Origin of the sequence: Rhizobium leguminosarum (genome assembly GCF_001679785.1) — a bacterium.
In the GTDB taxonomy this organism is placed as follows: domain Bacteria; phylum Pseudomonadota; class Alphaproteobacteria; order Rhizobiales; family Rhizobiaceae; genus Rhizobium; species Rhizobium leguminosarum_R.
Window position 1 is genome coordinate 1,457,782 of sequence record NZ_CP016286.1, and the last position, 21,555, is coordinate 1,479,336.

A 21,555-nucleotide genomic window follows, 5' to 3' on the forward strand; every position below is an offset into this window, starting at 1 on the left:
TCAGCCGTTTTTCGGTTTCGGCGTGATTTGCGTTTTCGCGTCTTTGGCCTTGGTCGCGTCCGGCAATTCGCCAGTCCATTCCCAAGCCTGGGTCCCGGGTGGGTTTTCGTACCAACCCGGATCGGAGTAATCGTCTGCCGAGATGCCCTCGCGGACCTTCACGACTGAGAACATGCCGCCCATTTCGATGGGGCCGTGCGGCCCCCAGCCGGTCATCATCGGAATGGTGTTCTCGGGAATGGGCATTTCCATTTCGCCCATGTCGGCCATGCCCTTGGTGCCCATGGGCATGTATTCCGGCTGCAGCTTCTTGATCTTTTCGGCGACCTTCGACTTGTCGGCTCCGATGAAGGTCGGGATGTCGTGACCCATCGCGTTCATCGTGTGGTGCGACTTGTGGCAGTGGATTGCCCAGTCGCCGAGATACTTGGCGTCGAACTCGTAGGCACGCATCGCGCCGACGGGGATGTCGATGCTCACCTCCGGCCATCGCGCTTCCGGCCGCACCCAGCCACCGTCGGTGCAGGTCACCTCGAAATCGTAGCCATGCATGTGAATCGGATGGTTCGTCATGGTCAGGTTCCCAACGCGAACCCGCACCCTGTCATTCCTGGAGACGACGAGGGGGCTGATGTCCGGAAACACGCGGCTGTTCCAGCACCACATGTTGAAATCGGTCATCTCCATGATCCGGGGCACATACGAGCCAGGATCGATGTCGTAGGCGTTGAGCAGGAAGACGAAGTCCCGGTCGACCGGCATGAACTTCGGGTCTTTGGGATGGATGATGAACATGCCCATCATGCCCATGGCCATCTGCACCATCTCGTCGGAATGCGGGTGGTACATGAAGGTGCCGGATTTCACGAGATCGAATTCGTAGACGAAGGTCTTGCCGACGGGGATATGCGGCTGCGTCAGGCCGCCGACGCCGTCCATGCCGGATGGCAAGATCATGCCGTGCCAGTGGATCGTCGTGTGCTCCGGCAGCTTGTTGGTGACGAAGATGCGGACGCGATCGCCCTCGACAGCCTCGATCGTCGGTCCCGGTGATTGTCCGTTGTAGCCCCACAGATAGGCGGTCATGCCGTCCGCCATCTCGCGTTCGACCGGTTCGGCGACCAGGTGGAACTCCTTAACGCCATTGTTCATCCTGTGCGGCAGGGTCCAGCCGTTGAGGGTGACCACGGGCTGATAGTCCGGACCCGAGGCAGGGTGGAGTGGTGGCTGCATGTCCGCCGATTCCATGGTCGGTGCGTCGGGCAGGCCCATCGCCGACGTCTTCGTCCAAGCGGCTGTGGTGAGCAGAGCGGCGCTGGCTCCAAAAAGTTGTCGTCTGTTGAACATGGTGTGTCCTTTCTCAATGACCGCCGCCAGCACTGCTTTCGGAAGCAGCGGCGACCTCGGTCTCTGCCGACGCCTTCGTCGCGCCGCCGCCGTAGATCGCAGGCGCCAGATCGGCTTCGGCCAGCCAGAAATCTCGCTTCGCGTTGACGGAGAGCAGGATGGAGTTGATCTTGTCGCGGGTGTCTGTCAGCAGCTCGAAGGTGTTCGATATCATGCCGTTGTAGGTCAGCAGGGATTCCTCCTCGACCTTGGTGCGCAGCGGCACGACGCTATTCCGGTAATGCCGGGCGATGTCGTAGTTCGAGCGGTAAGCCTCGTAGGCGGAGCGTGCTTCCGAACGGACGTTGACGGCTTTCTCCGCCAAGAGGTTCGCCGCCCGCATGTAGGCCAGCTCGGACTTGCGCATCCGGGCCTTGCCGGTGTCGAAGATCGGGATGGCGAACTCAAGCTCGACCTGCGCAGTGGTTCGCGTTTTCGTCTCGTCGTCCTCGATTTCGCGTTCCGTTTCGAAACCGGTCAGGATTTCGAGGTCGGTCACATAGCGCGTCGCCTCGGTGAGGCCGTAGGACTTCGCCGTGGCCTCAAGGTCGAGCTTGGCGATCTGTAGATCGATGCGGTTCCTGAGAGTTTCGGCCTCGATGGTATCGCGTCTGATGACGGACTTGGGGAGCGGCGGCAGGCTGTTCGGGACCTGGTAATCCAGATCGGAGCCCCAGAGGCCCATCAGTCGCGTCAGCTCCTCCTTGGCAAGACGGGCGGACAGGCGGGCCTTCGCCGTTTCTCCGGCGAGTTCGGCGACGAAGACATGCTCACGGGCTTGAGCGCCCTTGGCCATAGCGCCGGTCTCGCCAAGCTTCTCCGCGAGTTCCGAGGCTGCGTCGGCGGTCGCCTGGGCACGCTGGAGCTGCCCGACGGTCTCCCATGACGCCACCGCGCCGATCCAGGCGCGCCGGGTGTCGGCGGCGACCTGAAGTGTCTTCACCGCCGCGGTCAATTGCGCCTGCCGGAAGCGGGTGTCGGCGATCGCCATGTCCCTGTTCTTCGTGGCGAGCGCCAGGATGTTCGTCGCAATCATTCCTTCGATCGTCTTGAACGCCTCCAGGCCCGGCGCGCCCATGCCGGTAGTGCCGATGGAGACGATCGGGTTGAGGAACATCGTCGACTGCCAGGCGTCGGCGGCGCTGTCGCCGAGATCGGCATAGGCGGCCTGCAGTCCCTTGTTGTTGAGCAGCGCGATCTGGACCGCTGTCTCGACGTCAAGAGGCTTCGTTCGAGCAAGCAGGCTTTTGACCTGCGCGGCCGCCGATCGGGCCTGGTTCTGGTTCTGGATCCAGACGGTCTCTTTCGCCGTGACGGTGGCGGTCTTGTTGGCAACGGAGGTGAAGCCCGCCTCTTTGCGGGAATACTCGGCGCCTGTAACGCAGCCGCTCAAGGCGAGTGGAAATGCCAGCGCCAAGATCAGTTTTCTGGTGCAGATCATGAGTCGTCTCCATTCATGGGAGACTGCAGATCGTTCTGTCTGCGCCAGGGCTTGGGATCGACCGGCTGCCGGGCGACGTAGCCTGCGATCGGCGACCTGTATGCCGCCGGAGGTGCGGACGGCTGGTCGACCGCGGTGGGCAACGCCACCACGTCGGGAGGAAGTGTGGATGCGCAGCCGCCGACGATAAGCGGCAGCCCCACCACGAAAAGCGAGGGTTTCATTATGAAATTTCCGAATAGGAGATAGCCTACAAGGCGCTCGCCCGGAAGCAGGCAAGCGTCCGACTAGACCCGATCAAACGGGTAGGTCTCTATTCAGATATTCGGGGGACGGTGGAGGGGCGGCAGCTCGCCAAGGGTCGTCCGGTCGTCGATGAACTGCCGGATCGAGGTTAAGACGGGTCGGCCGACATCCTGGCCTTCACACATGATGCCGAGCCCGCCACAGAAATCCTTGCAGCATTCTGGCTTGACAGGCTTCGATACGCCATCTGCGTCATCACTGACGTCGCCCCGGGAATGGTCATGGACAGCCATCTTCGTCATGTCATGGCCATCATGATGCTGCATTGCATCCGCCTCGGACAGTATCGCTGCCGCCTCGGGGAAGGAGGAGCCATGCATGGCGGCGCTGGCGTTCGACAGCGAGTACCCCGCCAGTGATACGATGATCACCAGCCGCATCATCACGAGCAACCTGCTCATTGCGATTCGGTACATCTTGCCCATGCTCCTCGAACTACATGAAAAGCAGCTCGATTTCAATTGCGACTCATCTGTCGTCGATGTTCGCGTCCTTTATGTGGCACGGAACCGCTTACCGTTCAGATCCTGGATTCTCAGCCAAGACCGGCCGCTACGTCGTGCTGATGTTCGCGACGTTACAGATCCTCGGCTGACCGCTTCCGGCGCGGGAACACCATCCGGTCGACCATCTCGTCACGGGCGACGACCGTGTGCCAAATCGCCGCCGCGAGATGCAGCGTCACCATCGCCAGGATTATCCTCGATCCGACGACGTGGTACGGCGCAATCCCGAACCAGAAGTAGCTAGCGACGACGCCCATGCAGGCCTGCCCAATAATCGCGGCGTAGAAGGCGTGGTGAAGCGCCGCGGCTGCTCGCTCACTCCATGAGCTGGGTGCGCTGGTTTCGGAGGGCTGAAGAAGACGAAGAACCAGCCGCAGGCCCATCAGCAGGCCGATCGCCATTCCCGCGTAGTTGTGGAGATGGTGCTGGACGACGTCCCAATACGCCGGAGTCATGCTCATGTGGACGGCGTGGTGGGTTCTCTCGATGCTGCCGCCCGTCAGATACTGGACCGGCACCAGGAGGGCGATCAGCCAGTGAAGTCCTATCTGGGCCAGCGAATAGCCAGGTTTCATCGAATTGTTCCGAGCGAGAGGCGCAGACTAGCCGGCGACGGTTAATGCTTCCTCATCGGCCGTTGCCAAAACGCAAGGCCGCCACAGATCACTGGTACTGTGGAACATTGCGGCTGCCGCACAGTTCGGCGCCGGAAGGGAACCCAGCCGAATGAGACTTGGAAGCATCTTCCGCTACGCTCGGCTTTTGGTCGTCGCTCTCCTGGTGGCGGCGAATCCTTTCGGCATGGCCGCGGCGCCGAGCACCCTTCAAAGCCAGCACTGTGCAGTGGTGGGGGAGCGTGATCACCATGCGGGGCATGCCTACGCCATGCAGGCCGCCGGGTGCTGTTCGGCGATGCACTGCTGTCCGATCCTTGCGGAAGTTGCCAAGGTCGCGGCTCCGCGCTTCGAACCGGGGAGGCATGAACGGACGGAGCCCGTCGACAGGCCGCTCCTGCTGATCCGTTCGATCGATCCGCCGCCCCGATTTCAGGCGGGCTGAAACGGACCAAAACAATCAACCAGATTTTGGAGATCGAACATGAAGACGTTCACCAAGCTTGCCTTGTGCACGGCAGTCGCTGCCGGCTTTGCAATCCTGCCGTCGGCGGTTTCCGCCCAGTCGACGATGGCCTATCCGGAAAAATGCAAGTCCGAAGACATGGACATGTCGAAGGCGGACATGCCTTCGGACGGCATGCCGATGGGCGACATGACGGACTACCAGAAGGCGTCGATGGACGGCATGAAGGGCATGCACATGAACATGATGCAGGGGATGATGAAGAAGGACGCCGACGTCTCCTTCGTCTGCGGCATGATTGCCCACCATATGGGCGCGATCAGCATGTCGGAGGTCGAACTCAAGCACGGCGACAATGAAGAGGCCAAGCAGATGGCACAGAAGGTCATCGAAGCTCAGAAAAAGGAGATCGAAGAGATGTCCAAGTGGGTGGACAAGGAAGTCAAATAGGAGATTGCGCCATGCACCACATGTCGACTGAAATGAAAGCCTGCATCGACAATTGCCTCGCCTGCTACAGCGAATGCCTGTCGATGGCCATGGGACATTGCCTGGAACTGGGCGGGGAGCACACCAAGCCTCCGCACTTCAAGCTGATGATGGCATGCGCGGAGATTTGCCGGACCTCAGCGCACTTCATGCTGATCGGCTCGGAGCACCACAAGCACGTCTGCCGGGAATGCGCGGAAATCTGCGGCCAGTGCGCCGAAGACTGCGAGCGGGTGGGCGACATGCAAAGCTGCGTCGACGCCTGCCGCCGTTGCGCCGATAGCTGCCGCAAGATGGCGGCGTGATCGGGGAGGGCGGTGTCCGTTCGCCCTCTTCCTGCCCAGATGAGAACGGATATCCGGTGAAGCGACGGATATCCGAAGCAAGTGGCATGGCCCGGTTTGGAATGCAGCGTTTATGAAACAGACCGCTTACGTGAAGAAGGTTGGACTGCTCTCCATCGTGGGAGCAGTCCTGATGGCGGGGGTTCCGTCGCCAGCCGCGGAGGACCTCGTCTCCCGTCGACAGGCGGAGATGAAGGCCATGGCCGCCGCGGCGAAGACGATCTCCAGCATGTTCAAGGATCCGGCGGCCTACAACGCCAGCGAGTTCAAATGGGCGGCCGACACCATCCGTGACAGGTCCGGGAGCGTTCTGTCCGCACATTTCGCGTCCGAGGCCGACAGCCGTCAATCGAAGGCCGGGCCGAACATCCTTAAGGAGCGCGACCGGTTCGACCGCATCGCCAACGATCTGCGCGACTACGCCGTCGCGCTGGACGCCGCCGCGCAGAACAACCCCGGGTCGATGACCGCCAGCATGCGCATGAAGCCCGGAGAGACCATGGGCGGCGGCCCGCTCGGCACCCATGTTCGCGACGAGCAGGAACTGCTGGCAATGCCGGCGGAACACGCGTTCCACCTCATGCTCCAGACCTGTACGACCTGCCACGCCAAGTTCAGGATGGAATAAGGGCGATCATGCGGGACCGGGAATTGCTCGCCTTGTTCAAGCGTCCGACTTTTCAAGCACGACCTAATTCGCTTCAAACAGCCATGTTCGACGCTGCCGACATCACTTCCCGAGGGGCCGGACCGCCGAACATATGGCGGCCATCCCCTTCGACTTCCGTGAAACACCAGCGCACGACGCCATCCCGATCGAGCAGGAATTCGCCGACGAGCTGGCCGTGGCCGGTGGCGATCATCTGCTTGTCATCCTCGGTGATTTCATAGCCGTCCGCCCTGTCGAGGAATTCCGACGCCGCCATCGGGTCCATAGGCGCTGGAAGCTCGCCCGGCATGTCGATGCGCATCGACATCACCGTGTTCATGCTGACTTTGCGCGGCCACTCATTCTCATCTTCGGTGAACTGCAGATTCGGCAAGCCGAAGGCCCTGTGCGAAACCCGTTCCGGGTCCGAGGCCGCCAGCAGATTGGGAAGCGGATGGTAGCGGAAATAGAGGCGGGCGCGGTCGATCGGCGTGTTGACGACGGTCAGGCTGTCGATGCCCTTCTCCTGCAATGCGCCGGTGAGTTCGGCCATGGCGGCGATCTGCCGGCGACAGAAGGGGCAATGCAATCCGCGGAACAACCCGACGAGCACCGGCTTCTGGCCGCGAAAATCGTCGATGGCGACCTTGCCCTGGCGAGTGATCGCATCCAGCACCACGTTCGGCGCGCGATCTCCGGGCTGCAATGGTCTTGCGGCGTGGTTCTCCTGCATGTTTCGTTCCTCCCTTTATCTTCTTGAATCGATTTGCCTAATCGATCTCCGGCGATCACTGCAACGAGGACAGGTCAGTCGAGAAACGGCAGGACGACGAGCGTGCCTGGATCGAGGTTGTGGCGGATGCAGACATCCTGTGCCAGCGTGAAATACCGTTCCGCCTCGTCCATGTCGTCATGCTCAAGGCTGAGTGTCGCCAAGCCATCATAGCACGGAAACAGCAGTTGCGGTTCATCAATTTCCTTCGCAACCTCAAGGGCTTCTTCGTAATACTTACGAGCTAGCTTCGGTTGCCCGTGGCACTGATGAATCTGGCCCAGCACGATCAGCGGCACGGAAAGATGGTCGCGCTGATCGAGCGCCCGGTCGATTTCGACGGCCTTCTCCGCCGCTGGTACACCCTCGGCGGCGCAGCGATCGGTGAAGGTACAGCATGCGACTGCGAGGTTGGCGAGAAGGCGCGCCTGGAAGCCGAGATCGCCTATACGGGTCGCAACCTCCAGACCGCGCCGGCAGATTCTGATGGCGTTGGCAGGATCGACAATCGTGTAGAGAACGCCGAGATTGGAATAGGCACGACAGGCAGCACTTTGCAGATCGGCCTTCTCGGCAACCGAGAGGCTGCGCTCCACTTCCTGTACGGCCTCGCGGCGACGCCCGAGCCGCGCAAAGGCCGCACCCTTGGTATTCAGCGCCTCCGCCATCGCCCGCGCCGTCTCCCGTCCGGCCTCGGTCGTCCCGTCGATCGGCAGTGTTTGCAGGCATTGCAGCGCCTGCGTCGCCCACTCTGCGGCAGCGGCCTGATCCCCCATGCGGAAGGCCAGATGGCCGCGCTCCTGCAGGACATGTGCACGTTCGACCGGCGCATCGATCGTTGCGATCATCGCTTCGGCTTCGGCCAAATATGTCTCCGCTTGATCGCGGCGTCCTGCATCAAGATGCAAACGGCCGATCTTGCGCAATATCCTCGCCGCAGCAATAGGGTCGTCTTTGGTGCTGTGGATCGCCAGCGCTCGCTGATAATGGTTCAAGGCGGCGTCGCGCAGGCCCGCTGGACCGCAGAGATCGGCAAGACGCTCCAGAAGCGCCTGTTGCTCCGGTGTCACCTCCGCCTCGTTTGCGAAGGCCGCAAGGGCCTGACGGTAGAGGCGCATTGCATCGTCATTGGCATAGGCCTTTCGCGCCAGATCGCCCGCCGCCATCAGATAGGTGGCGCCCTTGGCCTTTTCGGTGGTCAGGCTGAAGTGATGGCCGAGCTGCGCCAGATGCTCAGGCCGGTCGGGCGCTGCACCATATTGACGTTCCAGAACCTGACCGATCCGTTGATGAAGCTCCATGCGCCGTTGAAGCAGGAGATTGTGATAGATGACGTCATGCATCAGCGTCTGGCTGAAGCGATAGCCCGGCGACCCGCCGGCATCCGGCCCACGCAATTCCTCGATGATATTGGCATCGCAGAGATGATCCAATGCGGCATCGATGGCGGCTGGGTCGGTGGCGATGGTGCGGAGCAGGGCGGTATCGAATTTCGGGCCGACCACCGCAGCCTCTTGCGCCAGCCGTCTGATCTCCTGTGGCAGACGATCGACGCGGGCAAGCAACAGGGCTTGCAGGTTCACCGGTATATCAACATCCGTGTCTTCCGCTGCGACATGCCAGTGCTGGCCGTCATTGTGCAACGTGCCCATATCGATCAGCACCCGAAGGATTTCTTCGATGAAAAGCGGATTGCCGCCGGCGCGGTCGAGGATGCGCTTGCGCATCGTCACCGGCAACTTGGCGTGATCCACGCCAAAAAACGCAGCAAGCAGCTTCTGCCCGTCGGCCGCAAAGAGGGGGGCAAGACGCTGCACGGTGACGCTGACACGATTGGAGTCCAGTGGGTCGGTCTGCGATGTCGGCCGGTAGATCGCCAGCAGCATCAACCGGCTGCGCTCCAGCCGGTCCATCATGAAGCGAAGCACTTCCAGCGAGGCGGCGTCCGCCCAGTGCAGATCCTCGATGACAAGCAGCAGGGGACCTTGCGCCAGCCGCCGCTCGAAGACGGTGCGGACGGCATAGAAGATCTGCCGCCGCAGCTGCTCCGGCTCGATGTACCGCAACGCGCCATCGGGATCGCCGAGGCCGAGGACATGCAGAAAGAGCGGCAAAAGTCCTTCGACCTCTTCCTGCGTCAGATCGAGCGCACGGAAGCCCGTTGCCAGCAATTGCCGCGCCCTGTCGAGATCGTCCCGCTCGCCAATGCCGTAGGCGCTGCGCACGACCGCGCCGAGCGTGCCATAGGATTGTTCGCCGAGGGGAGAGCAGGTCGCTTTGCGGATGGCCAGGCCCTGGAAACGGGCGGCATTGCTGGCTATCGCGACGAATTCGTTGACCAGCCGCGACTTGCCGATGCCCGCTTCGCCGATCAGGCGGACAAGCTGAGCCGCACCGCCGCAGGCAAGATCGAGGCATGTCAGCAACCGCGACAGCTCCGTATCCCGTCCGATCATGGGCGCCTGAAGGCCGAAACTCTCGAGCCCGCGCGCCGTATGCGGAGCCTCCAACAGACCTGTCAGGCGATGGACCAGAACGTTTCCGCTTTTGCCGCGCAACGCCTGCGCGCCGAGACTGTCGAAGGCAAAGGCATGGCGGGTGAGGCGATAGGTCAGCGGCCCGACAAGGATATCGTTTTCACCGGCCATGGATTGCAGGCGCTGGGCGGTGTTCACCGTGTCGCCGGTCACTGAATAGGATTTTGCGCTGACCGCGCCGAAGCCGCCAGTGACGACAGGGCCGCTATTGATGCCGATATGCAGACGCAGCGGCACGCCGGCGCGGGAGTGCCAGCGCTCGCCGACCTGCGTCGCCCGACCGATCATATCGAGTGCGGCACCAAGCGCCCGGACGGGATCGTCCTCATGAGCGACCGGCGCACCGAATAGCGCGAGCAGCGCATCGCCGACGAACTTGTCGACGAAGCCGCCATAGGCTTCGACTGCCTGGGTCATCTCTTCGAACAATTCGTTCTGCAGCACACGCATGACTTCAGGGTCGATCTGCTCGCTCAGAGTCGTGAAGCCGCAGAGATCGGCAAAGAGCACGGTCACCGGCCGCCGGTCGGCATCGCCCTCCGGCTTGGACGGTACAGTCTCGATCTTCGGCTTCGATGCGGGTTGCGCTGTACTGGGTATCGACGCACCACATTGGGGGCAGAAGGCAAAATCGGGCTGACAGGGATAGCCGCAGGCAGCGCACGAGATCGGTTGCCTTGCGCCGCATCGCGGACAGAAAGCAAAACCGCTCTGAATATCGAACCCGCAGCCGCTGCACTCCATCGGACGCATCTCACGAAACCCCGATGTACGGCTATTTCAGCCGCAACCAGCAGGCCTCAGAATAGGAAACAAGCATGAACCTGCTGCCCCAGGCCCGCAAGCACTAAACAAACGGCGAACCACGATGATGATCCTGTTCGGAACATCTTTAAGCCACCCGAGTTGCCGAGCGAGGTTCGAGATGTCACGATTGAATTCTTTGTGATGAATATTGACAATATATGCTACGCTGCACCACGATAGAGGAAGAACGAAAGGGTAGGCCCATGGCATCGGGCAGCATTCATGTGAAGGTCAGCGGCGTGCTGCAAGATCACATTCAGCAGCAGATCGGTGACGACGGCCTCTATGAGAATGCGAGCGAGTACATTCGCGCCCTAATCCGACGCGATTTGCAAACGCGCGACGAGGCATGGGATGGCCTGCAAAAGGAGCTTGCACCCGCAATGCGTGCCGACGACAGCGAGTTTGTCGTTGTTTCCGCTGAAGACGTTATCCGCCGCAACAAGCGCCGCTGAGCATGGTAGCCTATCGGTTTTATCCACGCGCTGACGCCGCGCAGGACAAGATTTGGCGTGACACTTTCGAAGCGTGGGGAGAAAAACAGGCAGATGCGTACATTCTCGGGCTACATGTTTATTTGCAGCGTTTATGCGAGGATCGCCTGATCTGGCGACAGCTTCCGCAACGGTTGGCAGTTCCCGCTGACATCAGGCGTCGGGCCTATTTCAGCCGCTATGAGCATCACTACCTATTCTTTCGTGAGCTTGAGAACGGTGATCTTGGCGTCATCAGCATTCTTCACGAACGGATGGATTTACCGGTGCGGCTTAAAGAGGACTTGGCCGCTCTTTCAAACAAAGAGTCGTGACACAGCATCTTTGATCAGAAGCGGGCTGAAGAAAATCGATCTCATAGAACGGCATAAATACATGATCGAGACGCCAGTCTCGATCATGAGGTCTTCGGCTAGGATAGACGATGACTGCGGGCTGCACGATCGCACGGCTTGCTTTTGGGGTGTTCGATCATCAGCCGTTACTGCCGATGGGTATCGGTCAGCCTTGCAACCCGGCAGTGGAGGAGCACCGGCCAGTCCACGTCGATCATCTCCTCGATCCTGGCGTCGAGGTCGGCCGGGCTCTCGCAACGAAGGCCGATGGCGCCGTAGGCTTCTGCAAGCTTGGCGAAATCGGGGAGCGAAGCCGAATAAGAGCGAAATCGACCACTGCCCTCCGGCACTTGATCCAATTCTCGCGCCATGCCCGGATGCTCATCGCTCAAGACGAAGATCTTGATCGGCGCTTGATGCTGTATCGCCGTCGACAGCTCCTTCATCGTCGTTTGCACAGACGCGTCGCCGGCAATGTCGATGACAAGGCGGCCGGGATTTGCGAGCTGCGCCCCCAGCGCGGCAGGAAGGCCGAAACCCATAGTCCCCAATCCCCCTGAGCTAATCCAGCGATTGGGTTTGTCGAAACCGAAGAACTGCGCCACCCACATCTGCTGACCGATCTCCGTGGCGATGATGGGGTCGTGCGGCTTTGTCAGCGCATGCAGGCGCTCCAGCGCATGTTGCGGCATGATTGCATGGTCCAGCCGCTCGTAGGAAAACGAATCGTAGGCTCGCCAATGGTCGATCTGCGTCCACCACGCCCGCAACCGCTTCTGGTCGGGCATAGTGCAGAGCGACCGCCAAGCATGGATCATATCCGCCAGCACATGCGCCGCGTCGGCTTGAATGCCGATATCGACGGGAACGCGTTTGTTGATCGACGAGGCATCGATATCGATCTGGATTTTCTTCGAGTGAGGCGAAAACTCATGGACGCGAGAGATCGCAAGATCGTCAAACCGCGCGCCGATGGCGACCATCAGATCGCAGTCGCCAATTGCCATGTTGGCTTCATGCGATCCGTCCTGTCCGGCGACGCGCAGCCAGTTCCGCCCGCTGGCGGGATAGGCTCCAAGCCCCATAATGGTGGACGTTACGGGAAAGCCGGTGAGGTCGACGAACTCACGCAACAATCTCGACGCGTCCGGTCCCGAATTGATGATGCCGCCGCCGGCATAGATGATGGGGCGCCGGGCTTCGGCCATCAATGCGACCGCCGCTCGGATCGCGTTCCGATCGCCTTGCATTGCCGGCTGGTAGCTCGGCAGCGGAGCTACCTGGTCAGGTGCAACGTAGGTCCCGCTGGCGAAGAGCACGTCCTTCGGCATGTCGACGAGAACAGGGCCGGGTCGGCCGGCCGTCGCGATCCGGAAAGCCAGATGGATCGTCTTGGCCAGGTCGTCGACGTGTTTGACGAGGAAATTGTGCTTTGTGCAGGGGCGAGTGATGCCGACCGTATCGCATTCCTGAAAAGCATCCGTGCCGATCAGACTTGTCGGCACCTGGCCGGCGAGGCAGACGAGTGGAACGGAGCTCATAAGAGCATCCTGCAGCGCCGTAACCGCATTTGTAACGCCTGGTCCCGATGTCACCAGCATGACGCCGGCTCTTCCTGTCGAGCGGGCATAGCCTTCGGCGGCGTGTCCGGCGCCTTGCTCATGGCGCACCAGGAAATGTTTGATGTCCTCCTGTTGGAAGATTTCGTCATAGATCGGCAGCACCGCTGCGCCGGGATAACCGAAAATGTGTTCGACGCCGTTGTCGCGCAGCGCTTGCAGAACGATCTCGCCGCCGTTCATGCGACGATCGGAGGGGTTGTTGAGGGAAGAGTTGGCTGTCTCGCCGGTCATATCTGGGTTCCGTCGTGAGTGAGGTGATGGGTGCGACGGGGCATAAAAAAAGGCCCCGTCAGGGACCTGTTTTCGGCGCATGGGTGGCTATTGCCGGACGATCAGACCGTCCTGCCCATGCGCGATATCACCACTACGAGAACCATTGCGATTTTCATGGCCGATAGAGCTAGCTCCAAATCTACACGTCGTCAACGTTGCCTCTGCGTAGATTGTATCTGTGGTTGAGAATATTTGAGATCGGTTGGGTAGCCAGTGACGAGGCAAGGGCAGGGGGCAACCCGTTCGCAACCTATCGACAAGGCAAACTCTGCCCGTACGATCGCCACTAAGCGATTTCGACCGCGTCTTCCAGTGCGCCCCGATCAGGGTTTCTGAGCTAGCCGCCGGCGCGCGAACCCAAGTTCTATGAAGAGGTATATGCGCCATCGAGGATCTGCCGCGCCTCGGCCCGCGGCGCGGCGACGGAATGACGCTTGACGAGCGAGCATTCGAGCTTCGCAATGGGATAGCGCTTGCCGGGTGTACTTTCCGGGTTGAGATGTTCGATCGCCCATTGCCCCATGGCAAGATGTGGAAGGACCGAAGTCGTCAGTGGAGGGACGAGATGTCGTGAGATTTCTTCGTCGTCATAACCCACCACCGACATGTCCTGGGGAATGCGAAGCCCTGCGTCCTTGAGCGCTTCGTAGCACCCGATGGCAGTGCGGTCGTTCTGGCAGAAGATCGCGGTGGGCGGCTCTTTCAGAGCAAGCAGTTTCATCGTGGACGCATAGCCGGCACCGGCCGACCAGTCGCCTTCAATGACCAATTCAGGATCGAAGGGGATATCGGCGGTCGCCAGCGCGCGGCGATATCCCGTCAGCCGGTCCTGCGCCGCCTGCATCCAGATTTCGCCGGTGATCGTCGCGATCCGATGGTGTCCGTGCGTGATCAGATGCCGGGTGGAGCTCTGCCCGCCTGCGATTTCGCTTGGTACCACGGCGGGAAAGGCATGGTCCGCCGTATAACAGTTCAGCAGCACCGTCGGGATGCTGAGCTTGCTGACATAGGATGGAAGCTCCACCTGGCGGGTATAGATCGTCATATATATGAGCGCCGATATGCCTCCGTTCGTCAACGCCTCGATTGCTTTCGGCTCCATGACGGGGTCACTGAGCGTCTGGGTTACCAGAAGGACATTGCCGGCGCTCCAGGAGGCTTGCCGCGCGCCTTCGATCGCAACGATCGCTTCCGGGCTGGTGGCGAGTTGATCCACGGCGAAACCGATGACGTTGTCCAGTCCCGAATAAGAGGCCTTCGTCGTATAGGTCTTCTCCATGTAACCGAGCGCGCGCGCCGCCTCCAATACGCGATCGCGCGTCTGCTGTGAGATGCGGGTGCCGGGTGTGTCGTTGAGGACGAAGGAGACGGCCGCCTGCGAGCAGCCAGCCGCCGCGGCAATGTCCATCATCGTCACGCGCACAGGCTTATTTTGGGTCTTGGGTTTTCGCATTCGTGGAAACTGTCTCTGCTTGGGATAACGGGTTAGGGCGATTGATCGTCGGCTTAGGTAATTAGTATTAGCATCTATCTGAAAGCGCTGGCAATTGCATGAATTGTTGCAACACTATCAGTTATTGGCCAATACCAGTACAAAATAGCCATCCTAGCCACCGCGCGATGAAATGTTTTGATCTGCATTGATAATACTATTTACTAATTAAATTTCTTGTATACCGTCAGGGAACGATCGGAACCTATGCCACTCGTCGCTTTGCGACGGCCCTAGGAGGGGGCGCGCATCCGGCCGGCCGTAAATCGGAAACGGGCCCGTGCAACTGCGGCCCTCGGGAGGTATATTATGAAACAGCTGAAACGCAATGCAGCCTTGTTCTTTGCCGGGTTGATGCTGAGCGCGGCGCCGATGGCCGTATCGCATGCTGCCGACAAGCCGACACTCGCATTTGTCGTCAACGGCGCATCCGACTTCTGGAAAGCCGCAGAGGCGGGTGTGAAGAAGGCGCAGGGCGAGATGCCAGACTACCAGATGGAGCTGAAGTACCCTGAGCAGGCATCCGTCGCCGTTCAGCAGCGGCTTATGGAAGATTTGGTCAGTGCCGGCGTCAAGGGGATCATGGTTTCCGCAGTCGATCCCAAGACCCAGACGGACGGCTTGAACAAGATCGGCTCGCAGACTGCTCTCTTCACCACAGATAGCGACGCGCCGCAGACCAACCGCGTCGCCTATATCGGCTCATCGAATATCGACGCCGGCATGCAGGCCGCCGAAATCGCCAAGAAAGCGATGCCGGACGGCGGCAAATGCATCGGCTTCGTCGGCCTGCTCGGCGCCGACAATGCCAAGGAACGCATCCAGGGCATGAAGGACGGCCTGAAGGGCACGAAGATCGAGCTGACAGATGTACGAGGCGACGATATCGACCAGACGCGCGCAAAGAAGAACGTCGAGGACGCGCTGGTGGCCAGCCCCGACGTCACCTGCATGGTCGGCTTCTACTCCTACAATACGCCGCGCATCTATGAGGCGCTGCGCGACGCCGGCAAACTCGGCCAGATCACCGTCGTCGGCTTTGATGACGATCCGATCACGCTCGGCGGCGTCAAGGAAGGCACGGTAGCAGCGACCGTCGTGCAACAGCCGTTCGAATGGGCCCATCAAGGCATGAAGCTGATGGCTGCCTACCTCAAGGGCGACAAATCCGGCGTCCCCAGCAACGGCTTGATCATCATCCCGACGGTAATCATCGGCAAGGATGACGTTGACAAATATGCCGCCAGCCTGAAGGCCATGTCTGGAAAATAACCCTCCTTCGCGGCGGGGGCAGTTGCCGCCGCCGCGAAAGACGTTGTCATGCCGACAGTATTGGCAGCCATGGACAGGCGATGAACCACAGCTCCGACATCCCGTCACCGAACGCGCTTGCAACGCCATTCCTTTCGCTTTCCGGCGTTGGCAAGACCTATCCGGGCGTCGTTGCGCTTGAGGGCCTGTCGATCGACATCATACCGGGTGAGGTCATCGGCCTTGTCGGCGAGAACGGGGCTGGAAAATCGACGTTGATGAAGATTCTCGGCGGCGTGATCGCACCCGACCGAGGCACGATTCTGCTCGACGGCGCAGAGCTTCGTTTCCTCACTGTGGAATCGAGCATCGCATCCGGCATCGCCTTCGTACACCAGGAACTCAATCTCTTTGAGAATCTTGACGTTGCTGCCAATATCTTCCTGGGCCGCGAGCCGCTGAAGGCCGGACCTCTCAAGCTCGTCGATCGCAATCGGCTGCGAGACATGGTGAAGCCGCTCTTGAAGCGGGTAGGGGCTCATTTTTCCGCCGACATACCCGTGGCATCGCTTTCCCTTGCCGAGCAGCAGATGGTGGAAATCGCCAAGGCGCTGTCCATCAACGCCAGGCTCGTCATCTTTGACGAACCCACGTCCAGCCTGCCGCTGGCGGAAACCGAGCGTCTCCTGAGCATTATCAAATCGCTGAAAGCCGATGGCATCAGTGTGGTTTTCATCTCGCATCGCCTCCACGAGGTTGAGCGCGTCGCGGACCGGGTCGTAGTCCTGCGCGACGGCACGCTTGTGGGTACGCTTGCCAAGAAAGACATCGGTCACGACCAGATGGTCAAGCTGATGATCGGCCGGGTGCTTGCGGCCCGGACCGCAAAACCGCAGCGCTCGCCCGGCGCAGTTGCGCTGAAGGCAAGCGGCGTGCGCACCGAGGCGTATCCCGGTCGCCCCGTTGATCTGGAAATCCGGTATGGAGAAATCATGGGGCTTGCAGGTCTCGTTGGGTCGGGCCGCACCGAGCTTGCAAAAGTACTCTTCGGCATCGACCGGAGCTACGGCGGAGCCATTCTGCAGGACGGGCGGCAAATTACGATCAAGTCTGCCCGGGACGCCGTCGCTCGTGGCATTTTCCTGGTCCCGGAGGATCGCAAGCGCAACGGCATTCTTCTTGATCTCCCGATCGCCCAGAACATAAGCCTTGCCGACCTTCCCCGGCTCTCCAGCCGCTTCATGCTTTCTGCCGAGCGGGAGAGGGAGGCGGCCGAAAAGCAGCGCGTTCGCCTCGGTATCAAGGCGCCCTCCGTTACGACACGAACCGGCACTCTGTCCGGCGGCAACCAGCAGAAGGTGGTGCTTGCCAAATGGTTGTCGATGAGCCCGAGGGTGATGATTTTCGACGAGCCGACGCGCGGCATTGATATCGGCGCGAAGAACGAGATCTACGGCCTGATGCGAGCGCTTGCCGATGCCGGAGTGGCGATCCTAATGATTTCCAGCGACATGGAAGAGGTGATCGGCGTTTCTGACCGCATCGCCGTCATGCACGAAGGCCAGATCGCCGGCATACTGGAAGAGGACGAAATCAGCCAGGAAAGCGTCCTTTTGCTTGCTGTCGGCAAACGGGTAAAATAGCGGCTGCGGCTAATATAGTAAGTATCGGGGATGGATCTCGAATGATCAAAAAAGATCTCGGACTGCTGCTTTTGATCGTCGTCGTCGGCATCGTCGTCGCCATCATCAATCCGCGCTTCCTGCTGCCGATCAACCTGGCCAACACCGCCAACCTGATCGGCCTGTTCGGTATCCTGTCGATCGGCCAGGCCTTTGTCATCATTACAGGCGGTATCGAGCTTTCCGTCGGCTCGCTGGTGGCGCTTCTTGGCGTGCTGTTCGTCGATTTCATCGCGGTCCAGGACATGTCATGGATGCTGGCGCTGCCGCTCATCCTCGCGCTCGGCGCGGTCATAGGCGCCGTCCACGGTTGGCTGATCACCCGGCTCAACCTGCAGCCCTTCGTCGTCACCCTCTGCGGCCTCCTGATTTATCGTGGGGCAGCGCGCTTCTATACGGCTGACGGAACCGCGGGTTTTGCTTTCGGCCAGAATTTTCCCGACCTCGAATTCCTGACCGCCGGACGGTTTTACGGCGTTCCCAACACTTTCATCGCCCTCGTCATCATTGCCGTGGTCATGTGGATCATGCTGCATCGCTCTGTTTTCGGGCGTTATCTTTACGCGATCGGGAAGAACGAGGAGGCGGCCCGCTATTCCGGTATCCGTACCGGCCGCATGGTCATGTCGGCCTATGTCATCTGCGGGCTGCTGACGGCGCTTTCGGCGATTTATTTCGCCATGTACACGCGCTCGATCTCGCCGGCGAGCCATGGTCAGTTCTACGAACTCTACGCAATTGCTGCTGCCGTACTTGGCGGTTTTTCGCTCCGCGGCGGCGAGGGATCGATCGTCGGCGTCGTGCTGGGCACGGTCCTGCTCCAGGAGTTGCAGAATCTCGTGAATCTCCTTGGTATCCCTTCGTCGTTGAATTTCGCTGTCATGGGTGGCGTGATCCTCATCGGCGTCCTGATCGACCAACAATGGCACGCGATCCGCGCAAAGCGCCGCATTGTCTCGGCCGCCCGGCAGACCGAAACCCGTCTTTCGAACGAAGGCAGTTTGCCAGTGGTTGCCAATCAGGACTAGGTCAATGGATGTGTCGTGACCTTGCCCCCGTTGAGATAAACCGTTTTGCAAGATCAGATCAGATCAGATCAGATCGGGGCGGGTGAGGGTACCGATCCATCGATCTGAACCAGTTCCCCGAAACAGTCGCGCCGGCCACGTGGCTGGAAAACCCGCTGCTTGCGCTCTCGACGCGAGACCCAGATGCCGGCCTCGGTCATCCATTGCCGCAGCGTCTCCTTGGCGACCGAGATCTGATGCAGTTCGATCAGCTTCTCGCGCGCCAGCGTCGGACCGAAATCCAGATAGCGCTCGCGGATGAGATCCAGCGCCGCATTGCGAAACTCCGCGCTGTGGCGCCGATTGCTCGGTCTCGATCGCTTCTTCGAAACCAGGCCGGCTGGACCATTCAGGTCATAAGCCTGCAGCAGCCTGTGGACCTGACTTCGGCTGAGCCCAAGCAGTTCTGCGGCCTGGACGACGCTCAGGCGCTGAGCGCGGATCTTCTGGACGACTTCGAGGCGATGCAACTCTTTCTGCGACATGGTGATCATAAAGGACATGACGACTCCGACCGCTCATGGTCTCGACCAGGCTAAAGGTCGTCATCCTTGCTCCCGACGTTGACATTGACCAGCGCGTCGAGAGGCGAGACTGTCGCATCTCTAACTGGCCCAACTGTCGCATTACTAAATAGCCGCTACAGACATTGTCAAAGCTGATTAGATGCGCGACGCTGTCAGCCGGTTAGAAACGCGACACTTGCGCTTCGGATTAGCCGCCGATCCGACCGGCTGGACCGGGTTGCAAGGGAGGAGCGGGGGCGGGTGAGGAACACCCTTCGGCTTTAGCTTTGAGACTATGAGTGCAGGCGATCATTCCGCGGCCTCCATGCGCGCCAGCGCCTTCTGCCTTTTTGCGATGACCTCCGGATCATTCATGAAGTCCGTCCGCCGGCCAGGCTTGCGGCCACGCTTCTGATAACCATTGCCCTGGCTGCCATCGGGAATACCGAACATATGATCCGTCTGGCCGGTGCGGCGAGGGCCGCTCTTACTGCGCTGCTGTTCCCGCCCAGCCTGCAGCTCGGCGACGACGGAAAGCATGTCGTCGAGACGCTTGTTCTCGACAACCTCTGCCCGGTGGACCGACCGCAATGTATCGAAGGTTCTGTAGGGCAGGGTGAAGCTCTCGTGCATGATCTCGAGGCGGCCGTCCGGGTAGTCGCAGACAACGACCTTCTTTCCCGCCAGCCCTCTGGCCCGCTCCGTCGGATCGAGAATGAACAAGACCTTGTCGTAACGGAGCGTCAGGGACTGCGACAGTGTGCGGACTTCCTTGCGGCACATGGCGCCATCGAGATTCTCATGCGCGGCAAGCGGCCGGTGCATGTCCTTCGGATTGCGTGGCGGTTTGCCAAAACGGGAATTGAAATCCGCAATGAATTCTGATGCATAGCCGTTGGCCGCCTCGATCGTATCGATGCCGCGAAGCCGCATCTCCTTGACCAGCCGGTCCTGCAGCGTCTGGTTGGCGCGTTCCACACGGCCCTTTGCCTGCGGAGTATTGGCGCAGATGATGTCGATGTTCAGCTCATAAAGCGCACGACCAAACTGCGTCAGGCCGCTCGTGCGGTCTTTCTCCGACGCATGGGTCGAACGAAAGACACCATGCTTGTCGCTGTAGAAGGCCAGAGGTTTACCCCATTGCTGCAGATAAGCCTTTGTCGCATGCAGGTAGTCGAACGTGTTCTCTGACCCAGCGAACCGCAGATGCAGCAACTTGCCGGTGGCGTCATCGATATAGACAAGCAGGGCGCATTTGGGACCACGGTTCTCAAACCACCAGTGATGCGATCCATCGATCTGCACGAGTTCGCCGAAACAGTCGCGCCGGCCGCGCGGCTGGAAAACCCGCTGCTTACGCTCACGCCGCGAGATCCAGATGCCGGCCTCGGTCATCCATTGCCGCAGCGTCTCCTTGGCGACCGAGATCTGATGCAGTTCCATCAGCTTCTCGCGCGCCAGCGTCGGACCGAAATCCAGATAGCGCTCCCGGATCAGATCCAGCGCCGCATTGCGAAACTCCTCGCTGTGGCGCCGGTTGCTCGGCTGTGATCGCTTCTTGGAAACAAGGCCGGCTGGACCATTCCGGTCATAAGCCTGCAGCAGCCGATGGACCTGACTTCGACTGAGGTCGAGCAGTTCGGCGGCCTGGACGACGCTCAGGCGCTCGTCACGAATCTTCTGGATAACTTCGAGGCGATGCAATTCTTTCTGCGACATGGTGATCATAAAGGACATGACGACTCCGACCGCTCATGGTCTCGACCAGGCTGAAGATCGTCATCCTTGCTCCCGACGTTGGCATTGACCAGTGCGTAGAGAGGCGAGACTGTCGCATCTCTAACTGGCCCAACTGTCGCATTACTAAATAGCCGCTACAGACATGCATCGCATAAGATAGATTATGGAACTTGTGGATGCCGTTTGATTACAATGATGTAGAACCGGAGCAAAGACCGGATTATTAGGAACGAAAGACACAAGTTCGGAACGTGCGTCCGGATTACGGTAAGCCGAGCAAAATTATTCCGTCTCCAATGTTCATAGGTTGTCTGCAGGCCAAGCAAAAGACAACGGCGAATTTCCGCCACTCTCGGCCACACGACGTATATCTTCCGGTTGCCGGGCATGCGCGTAGACGAACCGATGCGAAAGCCGATGACAGAGAATATTCCGGATCGTGGTGGTCAGTCACGATTGGTTACGTCGCGAGACTGCGATCAGTGATAAGGCAGTTTGACCGACCCGCGGAGAGAATGGCCTTGAACTTTTCATCAGGACGTTCGCCGAAGCAAAACCTTGGCTCAAAGACCCCGAACGATGTGAGAAGTCGACGGACCGCGCTCTCGCTTCGATCCCGACAATTCGGCCTTGCGCCGATGGCGAACCCAATCAATCATCGATGAGACGCAGTCGCATCCCTAGCAATGACATCCATGAATGAACTCTTTGCGGCAATCGCGCGACCTGGTGCGCTTGAGCGCATCAAGGAGCACGTCTCTTATCTCCAGGCCGTT

Annotated in this window: 19 protein-coding genes and 1 pseudogene; 9 read left to right on the forward strand and 11 right to left on the reverse strand. The window is 60.2% G+C overall.

What is annotated here, in order from left to right:
* The 5 genes from BA011_RS07370 to BA011_RS07390 form a co-directional block, all read right to left on the reverse strand.
* Window positions 1–1,347 (reverse strand): multicopper oxidase family protein, encoded by a 1,347-nt coding sequence (locus BA011_RS07370; protein ID WP_065279950.1) that lies wholly within the window; start codon window positions 1,345–1,347, stop codon window positions 1–3.
* 13 nt (window positions 1,348–1,360) lie between these two features.
* Window positions 1,361–2,827 (reverse strand): TolC family protein, encoded by a 1,467-nt coding sequence (locus tag BA011_RS07375; RefSeq protein ID WP_065279951.1) that lies wholly within the window; start codon window positions 2,825–2,827, stop codon window positions 1,361–1,363.
* Window positions 2,824–3,051 carry a hypothetical protein gene (locus tag BA011_RS07380; protein WP_065279952.1) on the reverse strand — a complete coding sequence of 76 codons (228 nt, stop codon included), beginning with the start codon at window positions 3,049–3,051 and terminating at the stop codon, window positions 2,824–2,826. The genes BA011_RS07375 and BA011_RS07380 overlap by 4 nt, the downstream gene beginning before the upstream one ends.
* Window positions 3,052–3,144: 93 nt before the next feature.
* Window positions 3,145–3,558, reverse strand: a complete 414-nt coding sequence (locus BA011_RS07385; RefSeq protein WP_181018216.1) for a hypothetical protein — start codon at window positions 3,556–3,558, stop codon at window positions 3,145–3,147.
* A 152-nt stretch (window positions 3,559–3,710) separates the two neighbouring features.
* Complete coding sequence (locus tag BA011_RS07390; protein WP_065279953.1) at window positions 3,711–4,214, reverse strand: cytochrome b; 504 nt, start codon at window positions 4,212–4,214, stop codon at window positions 3,711–3,713.
* 151 nt (window positions 4,215–4,365) lie between these two features.
* On the opposite strand from BA011_RS07390, the gene BA011_RS07395 reads away from it, so the two are divergent.
* The 4 genes from BA011_RS07395 (at window position 4,366) to BA011_RS07410 (ending at window position 6,180) form a co-directional block, all read left to right on the forward strand.
* Window positions 4,366–4,698: a hypothetical protein gene (locus tag BA011_RS07395; RefSeq protein ID WP_065279954.1), complete on the forward strand. Its 333-nt coding sequence runs from the start codon at window positions 4,366–4,368 to the stop codon at window positions 4,696–4,698.
* Between the two features lie 39 nt (window positions 4,699–4,737).
* On the forward strand, window positions 4,738–5,169 hold the full coding sequence (locus tag BA011_RS07400) for a DUF305 domain-containing protein (protein WP_065279955.1): 432 nt from the start codon (window positions 4,738–4,740) through the stop codon (window positions 5,167–5,169).
* An 11-nt stretch (window positions 5,170–5,180) separates the two neighbouring features.
* Window positions 5,181–5,513 (forward strand): four-helix bundle copper-binding protein, encoded by a 333-nt coding sequence (locus BA011_RS07405; RefSeq protein ID WP_003539709.1) that lies wholly within the window; start codon window positions 5,181–5,183, stop codon window positions 5,511–5,513.
* Window positions 5,514–5,625: 112 nt separating this feature from the next.
* Window positions 5,626–6,180: a cytochrome c gene (locus tag BA011_RS07410; protein ID WP_065279956.1), complete on the forward strand. Its 555-nt coding sequence runs from the start codon at window positions 5,626–5,628 to the stop codon at window positions 6,178–6,180.
* 73 nt (window positions 6,181–6,253) lie between these two features.
* Here BA011_RS07410 and BA011_RS07415 read toward each other — a convergent pair whose 3' ends face one another.
* Both BA011_RS07415 and BA011_RS07420 read right to left on the reverse strand, forming a co-directional pair.
* Window positions 6,254–6,934 (reverse strand): peroxiredoxin-like family protein, encoded by a 681-nt coding sequence (locus tag BA011_RS07415; protein ID WP_065279957.1) that lies wholly within the window; start codon window positions 6,932–6,934, stop codon window positions 6,254–6,256.
* A gap of 74 nt (window positions 6,935–7,008) precedes the next feature.
* On the reverse strand, window positions 7,009–10,254 hold the full coding sequence (locus BA011_RS07420) for an adenylate/guanylate cyclase domain-containing protein (RefSeq protein WP_065279958.1): 3,246 nt from the start codon (window positions 10,252–10,254) through the stop codon (window positions 7,009–7,011).
* A gap of 266 nt (window positions 10,255–10,520) precedes the next feature.
* Here BA011_RS07420 and BA011_RS07425 point away from each other — a divergent pair, with 266 nt between their 5' ends.
* Together BA011_RS07425 and BA011_RS07430 are read left to right on the forward strand one after the other, a co-directional pair.
* The gene (locus BA011_RS07425; RefSeq protein WP_027665810.1) at window positions 10,521–10,772 is read left to right on the forward strand and encodes a ribbon-helix-helix domain-containing protein; all 252 of its coding nucleotides are present in this window, start codon (window positions 10,521–10,523) and stop codon (window positions 10,770–10,772) included.
* A gap of 2 nt (window positions 10,773–10,774) precedes the next feature.
* Window positions 10,775–11,125 carry a type II toxin-antitoxin system RelE/ParE family toxin gene (locus BA011_RS07430; protein WP_065279959.1) on the forward strand — a complete coding sequence of 117 codons (351 nt, stop codon included), beginning with the start codon at window positions 10,775–10,777 and terminating at the stop codon, window positions 11,123–11,125.
* Window positions 11,126–11,292: 167 nt separating this feature from the next.
* On the opposite strand, the gene ilvB is transcribed toward BA011_RS07430, so the two are convergent.
* Together ilvB and BA011_RS07440 are read right to left on the reverse strand one after the other, a co-directional pair.
* Entirely contained in the window at window positions 11,293–12,999 is a 1,707-nt protein-coding gene (gene ilvB / locus BA011_RS07435; protein ID WP_065279960.1) for a biosynthetic-type acetolactate synthase large subunit, read from the reverse strand.
* A gap of 406 nt (window positions 13,000–13,405) precedes the next feature.
* On the reverse strand, window positions 13,406–14,494 hold the full coding sequence (locus BA011_RS07440; protein WP_065279961.1) for a LacI family DNA-binding transcriptional regulator: 1,089 nt from the start codon (window positions 14,492–14,494) through the stop codon (window positions 13,406–13,408).
* A gap of 348 nt (window positions 14,495–14,842) precedes the next feature.
* Here BA011_RS07440 and BA011_RS07445 point away from each other — a divergent pair, with 348 nt between their 5' ends.
* The 3 genes from BA011_RS07445 to BA011_RS07455 all read left to right on the forward strand — a co-directional run bounded on the left by BA011_RS07445 (window position 14,843) and on the right by BA011_RS07455 (window position 18,494).
* Entirely contained in the window at window positions 14,843–15,805 is a 963-nt protein-coding gene (locus BA011_RS07445; protein ID WP_065279962.1) for a sugar-binding protein, read from the forward strand.
* A gap of 80 nt (window positions 15,806–15,885) precedes the next feature.
* Window positions 15,886–17,427 (forward strand): sugar ABC transporter ATP-binding protein, encoded by a 1,542-nt coding sequence (locus BA011_RS07450; RefSeq protein ID WP_065279963.1) that lies wholly within the window; start codon window positions 15,886–15,888, stop codon window positions 17,425–17,427.
* Between the two features lie 41 nt (window positions 17,428–17,468).
* On the forward strand, window positions 17,469–18,494 hold the full coding sequence (locus BA011_RS07455; RefSeq protein WP_065279964.1) for an ABC transporter permease: 1,026 nt from the start codon (window positions 17,469–17,471) through the stop codon (window positions 18,492–18,494).
* Between the two features lie 92 nt (window positions 18,495–18,586).
* On the opposite strand, the pseudogene BA011_RS07460 reads toward BA011_RS07455, so the two are convergent.
* Both BA011_RS07460 and BA011_RS07465 read right to left on the reverse strand, forming a co-directional pair.
* Window positions 18,587–19,036: pseudogene (locus BA011_RS07460) on the reverse strand (helix-turn-helix domain-containing protein); the annotation flags it as partial.
* Between the two features lie 312 nt (window positions 19,037–19,348).
* A complete protein-coding gene (locus tag BA011_RS07465) occupies window positions 19,349–20,776 on the reverse strand; it encodes an ISNCY family transposase (RefSeq protein WP_065279332.1) in 1,428 nt (475 codons plus the stop codon).
* Window positions 20,777–21,555: the final 779 nt, after the last annotated feature.

Bases quoted from the DNA above. Each gene is read 5' to 3' on its own strand.
- BA011_RS07370 (WP_065279950.1), bottom strand. From the start codon at position 1,347: ATGTTCAACAGACGACAACTTTTTGGAGCCAGCGCCGCTCTGCTCACC.
- BA011_RS07375 (WP_065279951.1), bottom strand. From the start codon at position 2,827: ATGATCTGCACCAGAAAACTGATCTTGGCGCTGGCATTTCCACTCGCC.
- BA011_RS07380 (WP_065279952.1), bottom strand. From the start codon at position 3,051: ATGAAACCCTCGCTTTTCGTGGTGGGGCTGCCGCTTATCGTCGGCGGC.
- BA011_RS07385 (WP_181018216.1), bottom strand. From the start codon at position 3,558: ATGGGCAAGATGTACCGAATCGCAATGAGCAGGTTGCTCGTGATGATG.
- BA011_RS07390 (WP_065279953.1), bottom strand. From the start codon at position 4,214: ATGAAACCTGGCTATTCGCTGGCCCAGATAGGACTTCACTGGCTGATC.
- BA011_RS07395 (WP_065279954.1), top strand. From the start codon at position 4,366: ATGAGACTTGGAAGCATCTTCCGCTACGCTCGGCTTTTGGTCGTCGCT.
- BA011_RS07400 (WP_065279955.1), top strand. From the start codon at position 4,738: ATGAAGACGTTCACCAAGCTTGCCTTGTGCACGGCAGTCGCTGCCGGC.
- BA011_RS07405 (WP_003539709.1), top strand. From the start codon at position 5,181: ATGCACCACATGTCGACTGAAATGAAAGCCTGCATCGACAATTGCCTC.
- BA011_RS07410 (WP_065279956.1), top strand. From the start codon at position 5,626: ATGAAACAGACCGCTTACGTGAAGAAGGTTGGACTGCTCTCCATCGTG.
- BA011_RS07415 (WP_065279957.1), bottom strand. From the start codon at position 6,934: ATGCAGGAGAACCACGCCGCAAGACCATTGCAGCCCGGAGATCGCGCG.
- BA011_RS07420 (WP_065279958.1), bottom strand. From the start codon at position 10,254: ATGGAGTGCAGCGGCTGCGGGTTCGATATTCAGAGCGGTTTTGCTTTC.
- BA011_RS07425 (WP_027665810.1), top strand. From the start codon at position 10,521: ATGGCATCGGGCAGCATTCATGTGAAGGTCAGCGGCGTGCTGCAAGAT.
- BA011_RS07430 (WP_065279959.1), top strand. From the start codon at position 10,775: ATGGTAGCCTATCGGTTTTATCCACGCGCTGACGCCGCGCAGGACAAG.
- ilvB (WP_065279960.1), bottom strand. From the start codon at position 12,999: ATGACCGGCGAGACAGCCAACTCTTCCCTCAACAACCCCTCCGATCGT.
- BA011_RS07440 (WP_065279961.1), bottom strand. From the start codon at position 14,494: ATGCGAAAACCCAAGACCCAAAATAAGCCTGTGCGCGTGACGATGATG.
- BA011_RS07445 (WP_065279962.1), top strand. From the start codon at position 14,843: ATGAAACAGCTGAAACGCAATGCAGCCTTGTTCTTTGCCGGGTTGATG.
- BA011_RS07450 (WP_065279963.1), top strand. From the start codon at position 15,886: ATGAACCACAGCTCCGACATCCCGTCACCGAACGCGCTTGCAACGCCA.
- BA011_RS07455 (WP_065279964.1), top strand. From the start codon at position 17,469: ATGATCAAAAAAGATCTCGGACTGCTGCTTTTGATCGTCGTCGTCGGC.
- BA011_RS07465 (WP_065279332.1), bottom strand. From the start codon at position 20,776: ATGTCCTTTATGATCACCATGTCGCAGAAAGAATTGCATCGCCTCGAA.